At 68.2% G+C, this 11,986-nt stretch carries 11 protein-coding genes and 1 pseudogene; 5 read left to right on the top strand and 7 right to left on the bottom strand.

What is annotated here, in order from left to right:
• Both MTBLM5_RS11005 and MTBLM5_RS11000 read left to right on the top strand, forming a co-directional pair.
• Positions 1 to 495, top strand: a pseudogene (locus MTBLM5_RS11005) (flagellar motor protein MotA); the annotation flags it as partial.
• Entirely contained in the window at positions 495 to 1,556 is a 1,062-nt protein-coding gene (locus MTBLM5_RS11000; RefSeq protein ID WP_173976168.1) for a peptidoglycan -binding protein, read from the top strand. The pseudogene MTBLM5_RS11005 and the gene MTBLM5_RS11000, both read left to right, overlap by 1 nt.
• Here the strand turns inward: MTBLM5_RS11000 and asnB are convergent.
• From asnB to MTBLM5_RS10985, 3 genes are read right to left on the bottom strand one after another with little or no spacing between them, the layout of a single operon-like run.
• Complete coding sequence (gene asnB / locus MTBLM5_RS10995; protein WP_173976167.1) at positions 1,547 to 3,304, bottom strand: asparagine synthase (glutamine-hydrolyzing); 1,758 nt, start codon at positions 3,302 to 3,304, stop codon at positions 1,547 to 1,549. The genes MTBLM5_RS11000 and asnB overlap by 10 nt on opposite strands.
• Positions 3,304 to 4,329 (bottom strand): glycosyltransferase, encoded by a 1,026-nt coding sequence (locus tag MTBLM5_RS10990; protein ID WP_173976166.1) that lies wholly within the window; start codon positions 4,327 to 4,329, stop codon positions 3,304 to 3,306. The genes asnB and MTBLM5_RS10990 overlap by 1 nt, the downstream gene beginning before the upstream one ends.
• Entirely contained in the window at positions 4,326 to 5,351 is a 1,026-nt protein-coding gene (locus MTBLM5_RS10985; RefSeq protein ID WP_173976165.1) for a glycosyltransferase, read from the bottom strand. Before MTBLM5_RS10985 ends, MTBLM5_RS10990 begins: the two co-directional genes overlap by 4 nt.
• 99 nt (positions 5,352 to 5,450) lie before the next feature.
• Between MTBLM5_RS10985 and MTBLM5_RS10980 the strand changes: the two genes are divergently transcribed.
• Positions 5,451 to 6,320 (top strand): folate-binding protein YgfZ, encoded by an 870-nt coding sequence (locus MTBLM5_RS10980; protein ID WP_173976164.1) that lies wholly within the window; start codon positions 5,451 to 5,453, stop codon positions 6,318 to 6,320.
• Position 6,321: 1 nt separating this feature from the next.
• Here MTBLM5_RS10980 and MTBLM5_RS10975 read toward each other — a convergent pair whose 3' ends face one another.
• Positions 6,322 to 7,593, bottom strand: a complete 1,272-nt coding sequence (locus MTBLM5_RS10975; RefSeq protein ID WP_254430998.1) for a diguanylate cyclase domain-containing protein — start codon at positions 7,591 to 7,593, stop codon at positions 6,322 to 6,324.
• A gap of 91 nt (positions 7,594 to 7,684) precedes the next feature.
• Complete coding sequence (gene meaB, locus MTBLM5_RS10970) at positions 7,685 to 8,605, bottom strand: methylmalonyl Co-A mutase-associated GTPase MeaB (RefSeq protein WP_173976162.1); 921 nt, start codon at positions 8,603 to 8,605, stop codon at positions 7,685 to 7,687.
• A gap of 65 nt (positions 8,606 to 8,670) precedes the next feature.
• Here meaB and MTBLM5_RS10965 point away from each other — a divergent pair, with 65 nt between their 5' ends.
• A complete protein-coding gene (locus MTBLM5_RS10965) occupies positions 8,671 to 9,144 on the top strand; it encodes a disulfide bond formation protein B (protein WP_173976161.1) in 474 nt (157 codons plus the stop codon).
• Positions 9,141 to 9,689: a demethoxyubiquinone hydroxylase family protein gene (locus MTBLM5_RS10960; RefSeq protein ID WP_173976160.1), complete on the top strand. Its 549-nt coding sequence runs from the start codon at positions 9,141 to 9,143 to the stop codon at positions 9,687 to 9,689. Before MTBLM5_RS10965 ends, MTBLM5_RS10960 begins: the two co-directional genes overlap by 4 nt.
• A gap of 194 nt (positions 9,690 to 9,883) precedes the next feature.
• Here MTBLM5_RS10960 and MTBLM5_RS10955 read toward each other — a convergent pair whose 3' ends face one another.
• Both MTBLM5_RS10955 and MTBLM5_RS10950 read right to left on the bottom strand, forming a co-directional pair.
• On the bottom strand, positions 9,884 to 10,891 hold the full coding sequence (locus MTBLM5_RS10955; RefSeq protein WP_173976159.1) for a M48 family metallopeptidase: 1,008 nt from the start codon (positions 10,889 to 10,891) through the stop codon (positions 9,884 to 9,886).
• Positions 10,891 to 11,946 carry a DUF898 family protein gene (locus tag MTBLM5_RS10950; protein ID WP_173976158.1) on the bottom strand — a complete coding sequence of 352 codons (1,056 nt, stop codon included), beginning with the start codon at positions 11,944 to 11,946 and terminating at the stop codon, positions 10,891 to 10,893. The genes MTBLM5_RS10955 and MTBLM5_RS10950 overlap by 1 nt, the downstream gene beginning before the upstream one ends.
• Positions 11,947 to 11,986: the final 40 nt, after the last annotated feature.

Genomic DNA, 11,986 nt, shown 5'->3' with positions numbered 1-11,986 from the left:
TATAACGAACTCGAGGAATGGCTGTCGGCCCAGACCCGGCTGGGGGCGGCCCCCTCGCTTGAAGGGGCCAGTGCGCCGGCCTATCTGCAGGCCCTGCTGGAACAGACCGCCGACAGCCTGGACAGTCTGCAGCGGCTGATCGTCCGGTCCGAGGAAAACCGCCAATCCTCGGCAACCGGCCTGACCGCCCTGGTCGATAAGCTGTCGGTGCTGGCCGACCATATGCGGGTCGAGCAATCGCTGATGCTGAAGGTGGGCGAGGGCCAGGTCGAATTGCGCCAAGTGCTGGCCCGCCTTGTCGATCAACCGGCGGGCAGCGGCATCGACGAGGCCAGCCTGGGCCATCTGCGCAGCATCGACAATCACCTGCAGGTGGTCGCCGCCGAGACCAAGGCGACCCGGACCGAATTGGTGGGCGAATTGCGTCAGGAATTCCGCCTGCTGGCCCGCACCATCGCCGCCGTGGCCCAGGCCGAGCCGGGGATGAAATCGTAATGGCCGCCCGCCGCGTCCGCCGCTCGCCCGACATCTGGCCCGGCTTCGTCGATGCCCTCGCCTCGCTGGTGATGGTGGTGGTGTTCGTGCTGCTGGTGTTCCTGGTCGCGCAGTTCTTCCTGGGCCAGGCGCTGTCCAACCGCAATCAGGTGATCGGCAGCCTGGGCCGCGAACTGGCCGCCCTGGTCGATCAATTGTCGCTGGAAAAGGGGGCCGCCGCCCAATTGCGGGCCGACCTGGCCCGCCTGACCGAGGACTTGAAGTCCACTCAAGCCGAGCGCGATGCCCAGGCCGAGAAGGCCGCCCTTCTGTCCCACGACATCGCCGCCCTGGAAGCCTTGAAGGCCGAACTGGAAGGAAAGATCGGCGCCCTTGACGCCGCCTTGGGCGAAAGCCGGATGCGGGCCGCCGACGAGCGCCGCGTGTCCGAGGAAGCCCGCGCCCAGGCGGCGCTGTTGAACCGCCAGCTTGATGTCTTGCGCCAGGATCTGGCCCGCATCGCCGCCGCCCTTGATGCGTCCGACGCGCGCGACCGCGATCAGAAGGTGCAGATCGCCGATCTCGGCAAGCGTCTGAACGCGGCCTTGGCCGCCAAGGTCGAGGAATTGCAGAAATACCGGTCGGAATTCTTCGGCCGCCTGCGCAAGGTGCTGGGCGACCGTCCCGGCATCCGGGTCGAGGGCGACCGCTTCATCTTTCAGTCGGAGCTGCTGTTCGACACCGGGTCCGACGCGCTGGGCGAGCGCGGTCAGGGCGAGGTGCGCAAGCTGGCCGCCACCTTGAAGGACATCACCCGCCAGATGCCCAAGGATATCAACTGGGTCCTGCGCATCGACGGCCACACCGACCGCCGTCCGATCACCAGCGACCGCTTTCCGTCCAATTGGGAATTATCGACGGCGCGGGCCATCGGCGTGGTCCGCGCCCTGGTGGCGGAAGGCATCGCCCCCGAGCGCCTGGCCGCCGCCGGCTTCGGCGAGTTCCAGCCCCTCGACAACGGCCCGTCCGAGGCGGCCCTGGCCCGCAACCGCCGCATCGAATTCCGCCTGGATCAACGCTGAGCCAAACATTCCATCGCCCCACCCTGTGGCATCACTCCCCGGATATGGCGGCGGTGCCACAAAGCGTGGAACAGCAGGGTCCAGCGGGCCATGGCGGTCTTGGGCGACGCGGCGGTGAACAAGGCCCGCACCGCGTCGGGGGCGGCGATTTCGGCGGTGGCTGGGTCGGCGGCCATCAATTCGGCCAGGTGCGGCTGGGCCGCCATCCATTCGCCCACCGGCACGGTAAAACCGCGCTTGGGCGAGAAGGGCTTGGCCTCGGGCAGGGCGCGGTCCAGCCAGCGGCGCAGCAGCCATTTGCCCAGGCCCTTTTCGACCTTCCAGCGGTCGGGCAGGGCGAAGGCGAACTCGGCCACCTTGCGGTCCAGGAACGGCACGCGACCCTCGATGGCGTTGGCCATCAGGCAGCGGTCGGCCTTGATCAGCAGATCGTTGGGCAGCCAGTCGGCGCAATCGATGGCCTGGGCGACCTGCAACCGGCTGCGTCCGTCCGTATCCATCCTGCGTTCGCAGGCGGCGAAACGCTCGCGCCAGCCATCGGCGATGCCGGCCCGCAAAATCCCCAGCCCGTCGAAGGTACCCTTGCGCCGCATCGGCCGGGTCAGGGGCCACGGCCGCATGGCCCCGCGATAGCGGCCATAGCCGCCGAACAATTCATCGCCGCCTTCCCCGGACAGGATGACCTTGACGTGGCGGCGCGCCTGGGCCGCCAGCTTGAAGGTCGGCAGACAGGCATAATCGGCGGCCGGGTCGTCCATCGCCGCCGCCACCTGCGGCAACAGCGACCAGAAATCGGCCTCGGTGAACTCGACCTCGACATGGGTGGCGCCGACCGCCTTGGCCAGCAGGCGGGCATGCTCGCGCTCGTCGCGGGCGGCGGTGCCGGGGAAGCCGGCGGTGAAGGCCAGAACCGGGCGCGGGTTCAGCCGCGACATCAAGGCCAGCAGGACCGAAGAATCGATGCCGCCCGACAGGAACATGCCATAGGGCACGTCGGACCTTTGGTGCAGTTCGACCGCCTCGACCAGCACCCGGTTCAGCTGATCCAGCAATTGCGCCTCGCCCTCGGGTCTGATGCGGCCGGCGGGCAGGCAGGGGGCGGCGTGGGACGACACCACGCGGCCGGCCTCGATCACCACCCGCTCGCCCGGAGCCAGCCGGCGGATGCCGGGGAAGATGGTGTCGGCCGAGCAGGTGAACTGCAATTGCAGCAACTCGGCGCGGGCCTTCGAATCGACGGCCGGCGCCACCAGCCCGGCGGCGATCAGCGCCTGCGCCTCGGAGGCGAAGGCCACGCCCCACGGGCCTTCGGCCAGGTAAAGCGGCTTGATGCCGAACGGGTCACGGGCCAGCACCACCCGGCCGGTGGTCGGGTCGTCGATGGCAATGGCGTACATGCCGCGCAACTGGTCGGTGAAGCTTTCGCCGTCCTGTCCGTAAAGATGCAGCGGCGGCTCGCAATCCGAGCCGGTGGCGAAGGTCTGGCCCGCCAATCCCTGGCGCAGTTCGATGTAATTATAGACCTCGCCGTTGGCGACGATGGCGCGGCCTTGGTCGTCAATGATCGGTTGACGGCCGCCTTCCAGGTCGATGATGGACAGGCGCGTCTGCACCAGGCCGACATTGCCCAGGATGCGCCGACCCGATCCGTCGGGGCCGCGATGGGCCAGGGCGGCCTGCAGCCGGTCCAGCAGGGCCGGCTCGGGCGCCTGGCCGTTGGCGGTGACGATGCCGGCCAGGCCGCACATCAGCCGGCGACCTGGCGGAAGAAATCGAGATAGCGGGCGACCACCACCGCTTCGGTGAAGTGCGCCTGATAGGCGGCGCGGCCGGCGGCGCCCAATCGGGCGGCCAGGCCCGGCTCGGCCAGCAGGCGGCGGATCGAGGCGGCCAGGGCGGCGGCATCGTCAACCGGCGACAACAGGCCGGTCTTGCCGTCCTCGATCAATTGGCTGGGGCCTTGCGAGGCACAGGCCGCCACCGGCCTTCCTTGCGCCCACGCCTCGATGACGACGTTGCCCAAGGGCTCGTGCCGCGACGGGCAGACGAACAGGTCGGCGGCGGCATGCAAGGCGGCGACATCGTCGCGCCAGCCCAGGAAGCGCACGCGCGGCAGGATGCCCAGATGCTGGGCCTGGCGTTCCAGTTCGCCCATCAGCGGGCCGTCGCCGGCGATCCACAGATAGGAATCGTGGATTTCGGCCATCGCCTTCAACAGCACGTCGAAGGCCTTGTTGGCGTGCAGGCGGCCCAGGGCGAACACCAAGGGCGCGCCGTCGGGCGTCGAGAAGGCCTTGCGCGGAGCCGGCGGCGCCTGGTCGCAGGCGACGAAATTGGGGACATAATGGGCCCGCGATTCCGGCCAGCCCTGATCCACCATCCAATTGCGGATGTCGGGGGTGTTGCCGATCAGGTGGCCGCACTGGCGATAATATTTCAGGTCGTAATAGCCGCCCAGCCGGCCGACATGGACGAAGTCGCCGCGCGGGCAGAAACGGGTGGCGCGGTTCATCCAGGTCAGGGCGATGGTCGGCTTGAACTGGCTGACGGCGCGGCGAAAGCCCCAATGGGTGGCCAGGTCCAGGCGGCCGCCGAAGCCCAGTTCGGTCACGGCCACGCCGCCGGCCCGCAGCAAGGCGGCGCGGCGGGGATTGGTGCGGATCAGGACGTGCTGGTCGATGCCGGTCCGTTGCAGGGCCAGGGTCAGGCGTTCGAAGAAGGCTTCGGCGCCGCCATGCTCGGCCCCGGCCATGGCTTGCAGCAGGCGGGTCATGCCAGGAATGCCTCCAGCCGCTCGGCCGCGGCGTCCCAGGTGCGGCCGCCGTAAAGGGCGCGGGCCTCGGCCGACAGCGAGGCGCGCACCGACGGGTTGCCCAGGATGGTGGATGCCAGATTGGCGAAGGCGTCGGAATCGGGGGCGACATAGGCCGAGCGGCCGTCGGCCACCCGCTCGGGTGCCGCGCCCAGCGGTCGGATCACCGCCGGGCAGCCGGCCGCCTGGCTTTCCATCAAGGTGAAGGCGGTGGAATCGTCGGGATGGCCGGGATACAGGTGCAGCCAGGCCTGCTGGAAGGCCTGGGCCATCAGATGGTCGCCCTGCGGCCGTTCGACCCGGACGTTCTGGGCCGAGGCGGCGAACACCTTGGCGGCCAGGGATTCCAGCGCCGGCTCGATGCCGCCGCCTTCGGCCGCCGCCGCCAGCGCCATGGAATGGATGTGCAGCTCGGCCGCCGGCACCGCCGGATGGATGCGCTCGACCCACAGATCGACCAGCCAGTCCAAGCCGTGACGGGGATGCGAGGTGACGATGGCACGCGGCACTTCGGCCAGCTCGACCTGGGCGGGGTTCAGGAAGTCGGACTTCAAGGCCGGCGGCAGCAGGCCGACCGCCAGGCCGCGCGCCTTCCAGTCGACGGCCTGGGCTTCGGAACACAGCAGCACCAGCGGCTTGTGGTTGTCCAGCATCGCCCGCGCGTCCTTGCGGTCCAGGAAGCGGCCGGGAATGGTGTGCCACAGCACCCGTTTCCGGGCCTGCCTGACGAATTCCAGCAGGGCCGGCTTCCTGAAGGCGATCAGGACGTCGGTGGTCAAAGGCCTCCTGCCCTCGAAGGTTTCCCACTGGGCGCCTTCGATGAACATGCTCCAGCGGCAGCGATTATAGACCGCGACGGTATGGCCGCGCCGGGCCAGGGCGCCGGGCAGGGCGGCGAACGCCTTTTCGGCCCCGCCCAGCGGGCGGGCCGAGGCGGTGTAGCCATCGAAGGGAATGGAATCGTCGACCAGGGTGATATGCATCGTGCCCTGTTATAAGACGCACGGTCGGGTCTTGCCAAGACGGGCTGGTTGCCCCACCTTTTGCGGGCACCGACAAATCAATCCCCCGAAGGATATCGCATGGCCGCCAGCTTCACCCGTCTGCCCCGTTCCGTCGTGGTCGTCGCAGGCGAGGACCGCCGCACCTTCCTGCAGGGATTGATCTCGAACGACATCAACAAGGTCAGCGCCGCGCAGGCGATCTGGTCGGCCTTCCTGACGCCGCAGGGCAAGTTCCTGTGGGACCTGTTCATCTGCGAGGACGGCGACCGCTTCCTGATCGACGTGGAAGCAGACCGCGCCGAGGCCTTCAAGAAGAAGCTGTCGATGTACAAGCTGCGCTCGAAGGTGACGGTCGAGATCGATGGCGGGCTTTCGGTGTTCGCCGCCTTTGGTGACGGGGCGCTGGCCGCGCTGGGGCTTGCGCCCGCCGCCGGTGCCGCCAAGGGGACGTGCTGCGTCGATCCCCGCCTGGCCGATGCCGGTGCGCGCATCGTTGCCGCCGACCCGTCCGCCCTGGTGGCCGCCGGCCTGACCGAGGCGGCCTTCGCCGCCTGGGACCAAGCCCGCATCGGTCTGGGCCTGCCCGACGGCAGCCGCGACATCGAGGTGGAAAAGGGCATCTTGCTGGAAAACGGCTTCTGGGAGCTGAACGGCGTCGATTTCGACAAGGGCTGCTATATGGGTCAGGAACTGACGGCCCGGACCCGCTATCGCGGTCTGGTCAGGAAGCGCCTGCTGCCGGTGTCGTTCGAGGGGGCGGCGCCCGCGCCGGGAACCCCGGTGACGGCCGGCGAGTCCGATGCCGGCGAGATGCGCGGCGCCCAAGGCAATGTCGGGCTGGCTTTGTTGCGGCTGGAAGCGGTGCGGGCCGGCAAGGCGCTGACCTGCGCCGGCCAGGCCCTGGTCTATAGCGTGCCCGGCTGGGTGGTGCTGCCGGAGGCCGAATAGGTCAGTCCAGCTCGCTTTCGGTGATTTCCGAATAGAAGCGGAAATCGTTGCGGCCGGCATGCTTGACCCGGTACATGGCGATGTCGGCGGCCTTGCTGATCTCGTCCATGCTTTCGCCGTCGTCGGGATAGACGGCGCCGCCGATCGAGGCGCCGACCTGGCAGATATTGCCCTTGTAGTCGATCGGCTTGACCAGCGAGCCGATGATCTTGCGCGCCACCAGCGCCGCTTCCGATGGGCGGGCCACCGTTTCCAGCAGGACCACGAACTCGTCGCCGCCGACGCGCGACACCGTGTCCGACGAGCGCACGCACTGGCTCAGCCGTTCGGCCACCTCGCGCAGCACCTCGTCGCCGGCCTCGTGGCCCAATGTGTCGTTGATCGGCTTGAACTTGTCGAGATCGACATAAAGCAGCGCCATGCGCGACTTGTTGCGCTGGGCGCGCGCCAAGGCGTGGCGCATGCGGTCGTTCAACAAATTGCGGTTGGGCAGGCCGGTCAGGCTGTCATGGTGGGCCAGCCGGCGGATGCGTTCCTCGTTCTCCTTGCGCTCGGAGATGTCGCGCAAGATGGCGGTGAACAGGCGGTGGCGGCCGTGGCGCAACTCGCTGACCGAGATTTCCATCGGGAAGCTCGTGCCGTCGGCGCGCTGGCCCAGCCCTTCGACCTGACGGCCCATCAGGGTCGGGAACAGGCCGGCCATGTAGGCATCGAAGAAACGGTGATGGCGCTCGCGGTCGGCCTCGGGCAGCAAGGTGACCAGATCGGCCCCGACCAGCTTGCCGCGCGCATAGCCGAACATCCGGTCGGCGGCCGGGTTGGCCGATTCGATCCGGCCGGAATCGTTGATGGTGACGATGCCTTCCGCCACCGAGGCCAGCACGCCCTGCAGCCGCTCCTCGCGCTCGCGCAGGGCCTCGGCCGACTTGACGAATTTCGAGATGTCGCGCACTTCCAAAAGGAAAATCTCTTCGGGTGCGGGGACGCGGCGGACGCGCAACTCGGCTTCGAAGGCGTTGCCGTCGGTGCGAAGCAGCTTCAGCGGCAGGAACTCTTCCTCGGCCAGCAATTCCCAGCCCGCTTCCATCAGGAAGCGGTAGTCGGTGACGACGAAATCCTCGAATTGGGTGCCGATCGCCTCGGCCTGACCGGCCAAGCCGAGCATGCGGGCGCCTGCATGGTTGACGAAATCGATCTTGCCGTCCTTCAACAGGCAGACAAGCGACGACACGAGCTCGAGAAGCTCATGGTCCAGCATAGCCGTCGTCGTCATGGCCGGCATGGAAGCCGTCACCTTGCTATACCCCCGTATCCTTTGGGTGGATGCTCTGCTCAACGGACGGGAATGTCAATAACCGGGCGATTTACGCACAGCTAAGGCGGGTGTTGACGGTCGCCAATCGCGAGAACGGAGATTCCCCCGGGGGCAGGGTCAGGTCGCCGGCCCGGCGGATTCCCTCGCGGCCCCAGCGTTCGCGGACCGCTTCGCACAACCAAAGCGCTGCCTGGCCGTGGCGGGCATCGACCAGTCGGCCGCCGCCCTCGAGGAAGGCCCGATGGTCGTCGATGGCGGCAATCAATTGGTTCAGCCCGTCCTGGCGCAGCGACGACACCATCAGTACCGGCACGGACCAGCCGTCGGCCCCATCGGCGCCCCCCAGCGACAGCGCGCCCAGCACATCCGAGCGGGCGCGCCGGGCCGCCTGTTCCATGTCGGCCTTGGTGACCACCACCACGTGGGGGATTTCGGCGATGCCGGCCTTCATGAATTGCAGCGAATCGCCCGATCCCGGCTGGACGCAGAACAGCACGGTGTCGGCGACGCCGACCACGTCGGTCTCGCTTTGGCCGACGCCGACGGTCTCGATCAGCACGATGTCGTAAAGGGCGCGCATCAGCACCATCGCCGCCACCGTCAGCCCGGCCAGGCCGCCCAGCCGGTCGCGTGCCGCCATCGAGCGCACGAAGATGCCCTGATCCTCGGGGTCGGTGGAGAGCCGCGTGCGGTCGCCCAGCAGGGCCCCGCCCGACCGGCGCGACGACGGATCGACGGCGATGCAGGCGACGCGCCGGCCGGACTTGCGCCAGCCGCCGATCAGGGCGTTCATCAGGGTCGATTTGCCGACGCCGGGCGGTCCGGTCATGCCGACCACATGGGCGGTGGGCGCCTGGTAGGCCTGGTCCAGCAGCGCCACGGTTTCAGGGGCGTCGGGGTGGCGTTCGATCTCGGCCAGGGCGCGGGCCAGCGCAGCCTTGCCGCCGGCTTTCAAGGTGTCTAGGTCCATGGCGGCGATTGTCCATGGACCGGCGAGTGTGGTCAAGGCCAGCCGCCTTTGCTATGGTCGCCGCCATGAAAAGTGCTGCCCGTCTTCCCCTGTTCGTCCTGGCGGTTTCCGTCGCCGCTTTGGCTTTCGCCCTGACTGCCGAATACGGCTTCGGCCTGAAACCGTGCGTGTTGTGCCTGGTGCAACGGGTGCCGTTCGTCCTGGCCGGCCTGGCGGCCGGGCTGGTGCTGGCCTTGCCGCGCCTGGGCCGATGGGTGATGCCCCTGGTGGTTTTGACCTTCCTGGTCAATTCCGGCATCGCCTTTTATCACGTCGGCGTCGAACAGAAATGGTGGGCGTCGGCCTGTTCCGGCTCGGCCGTCCAGGCGGTTGATGTCACCGACCTGGCGGCGATGATGAGCAAGCCCGCCGAGGCCCAGTGCGACGAGCCGGCCTGGCAATGGCACGGCATCACCATGGCGGCGCTGAACGTGCCGTTCTCGGCGGCGATGGGGTTGATGGCGCTGGCGGCGCTGGTGCGGCGAAAGGATGGGCGATGAAGACGGCGGAACGGCGTATTCCCGGCGATCCCACCAAGGACCAACTGATCGACCGCTTCCTGCGGGTCAACCAGGCCGGCGAGTTGGGGGCGGTGCGCATCTATCAGGGCCAGCGGGCGGTCCTGGGCAAGGGCCGCCACGGTCCGCTTCTGGCCCACATGGCGGCGCAGGAGCAGCATCACCTCGACACCTTCAACCGGCTGATCGGCGAGCGCCGCACCCGGCCGACCGTTCTGGCGCCGCTGTGGCATGTCGCCGGCTTCGTCCTGGGCGCCGGCACCGCGCTGCTGGGCGAACGGGCCGCCATGGCCTGCACCGTGGCGGTCGAGGAGACCATCGACGCCCATTACGCCGAGCAGGCGGCGCAGCTGGGCGACGACGAGGCGCCGCTGAAGGCGACCATCGAACAATTCCGCGCCGAGGAGTTGGAACACCGCGACATCGGCCTGGCCAACGAAGCCGAGCAGGCGCCCGGCTATCCGGTCCTGTCGACAGCCATCAAGACCGGTTGCCGGATCGCCATCTGGCTGTCCGAGCGGATCTAGTCCGGGCTATGTCGGAAGCAGGCCGGCCGCCGGATGGGGGGATTGGCGGCCGACCCTGCTTACGCTGATGAAGCGGCGGTGTGGCCTAAAGGGAATCTCCTGGGATACGGGAGTGGAGAGTCCGGAATTACGCACAAACCGCTGCTTCGAAAGTATAGTAACCTATACGAACGAAGCAGGATAGCAGAATGGATTCATTTTTCCGTGTGGCAGATTTCCTTCAGCGCCTGCCATTGAGCGACACTGAGGGCCGGGCGGTAGGCGCGTCCGGCTTGGCGATCGGCCAGGAAGGCGGCGGCCCGGGCCGACGAATCCGGATGGGACGACAGGAATTCCGGCACGCTCCCCTCGATCTTTTCCAGCATCTCGAAGGTGCGGGCCATGCCGACGGGGTCGATGTCTGCCCGGTTCAGCAGGGTCAGGGCTTGGGCGTCGGCCTCGGTCTCGTCGTCGCGGGAATAGGTGAAGCCCAGCAGCGATCCGGCGGCGGTTCCCACGATACCCGAGGCGTCGCCGACCACGATGGCCGCCAGGGCGCCGACCCCGATGGCGCGCACCGAGGCGGCCAGCGCGTCGCGGCGCCGGACATGGCCGATCTCATGGGCCAGCACCCCGGCCAGTTGCTCTGGCGTGTCGAGCTTGTCCACCAGGCCGCGCAGGACAAGAATGGTTCCGCCCGGCAGGGTGACGGCGTTGACCATCGGCGAATCGATCACCATCACGCGGCGCGGCCGCGCCTGATCCGATCCGTTGACCCGGCTGGTCAGGGACCACAGGGCGGCCCCGCCCTCGGGTCCGGTGCAGGCCGGCCAGGCCTTGAGCATCTGGAAGTGGGCGGAATCACCCAGGGCGATCTCGGCTTCCATCGGCACATGGCGGGCCGCTAATCGGGCCAGGGGCGGAATCGCCAGCCAGATCAGGACGATCAGGGCCGGGGCCGCCGCCAGCAGGGCCACCAGCCGCCAGGGTTTGTCCGCCCGGCGGGGCGGGCGGGGAAGGCGGCGGCTCAATTCCTTGGGATCGTCGACGGTCAAGGTGGCGCCGGCGCACAGGAAGGCGGGGCCGTCTCTTTCGATCTCGGCCAGCGGCCAGTGGGCCAGCGGCGTGCCATCCTCGGCGGCGATGGTCAGAAGACGCTCGCCCATTTCGACCCGGACTTGGTGGGCCAGGGCGACGCGGCCGTCGCAAAAGCGCCCGTGCATCAAAAGGCGCCGATTCCGTCGAACACCTCGACGATACCTTCGGCCGAGCCGGCTTCGGCCGTGTCGGACCGGGTGATGCGGGCGAAGTCGGGTTCGCCCGCGATCTCGAGATGGGCGGCGGCGAAGCGGAACAGCCGCAATCCGGTCAGCGGCGCCAGCAGGCCGAACGACAAGATGATCAGGGCGAAATTGCCCAGGAACAGCCGGATCAAGCCCCAAGAGCCGATCGGGAAGGAAAAGGCCTGGCCGGTCAGGCTGGTCGATTGGGCCAGGTGGCGGTAGAAGCCGGCGCGGTACCAGGCGAAGGGGAAGGCCAGCAGCAGGTTCCCCACGATCACGAAGACGACCATCGTCCCCATCATCACGTCCTCAGGGGCGGTGCCTGTCGATTGGGCCGCAGCGACCACGCTGAAAACAAACAAGATCAGCGCCGGCAGCACCAGCAGCGCGCACAGCATCAGCACCAGGAAACGCTTGTAAAGCGGACCCGCGCGCAAGGTGCAATCCAGCCGGGTGTCGCCGATGCGGGTGTTGGACATCATGGCCCGGGCCAGTCTGGCCTGGAACCAGGGGACGGCCAGGCCCAGGGAAAGCGCGCCGAACACGCCCGAAGCCAGGAACAGCAGGCCGTAGCGCCAGGCGTCGCCATCCAGGCCGCAGGCGATGCCGCGCCAACGGGTGCGGGACAATTGGTAGCGCTTGGCTCGGTACAGGCCGGCGCCCAGCAGGAACAAGCCCAGGGCGTAAAGGCTGACGAAGCCAAGCCCGGCCACGACCGGCTCGGTCAACAAGATCATCTGCAGCAGGCCATAGGCCGCGGCCATGGGCAGGAAGACGAACAGCAGCACCAGCAGGAATCCGACGAACAATTCCCGCCCGGTGCCGGTATAGGTCAGCGGATCGCCGAAGGCCAAGGTGGTCGACCACAAATGGCGGCGCACCCGGGTCTTGCCCCAGAAGCGCCACAGGCTGAGCGTCACCACGTTCAAGACCGCGTTGACCAGGGCCAGACGCAGCACCGGACCGGTGTTCGAGGTTTGTTGGAAAGGATGCACGGCCTGCCCCCACCGCAAGCGTTGAAGTCTGCGTAGGTTA

The organism is Magnetospirillum sp. LM-5, assembly GCF_902729445.1.
Lineage (GTDB): Bacteria > Pseudomonadota > Alphaproteobacteria > Rhodospirillales > Magnetospirillaceae > Magnetospirillum.
Note: the sequence above shows the minus strand (reverse complement) of the source record. Positions and strands in the feature narration are given on the sequence as shown.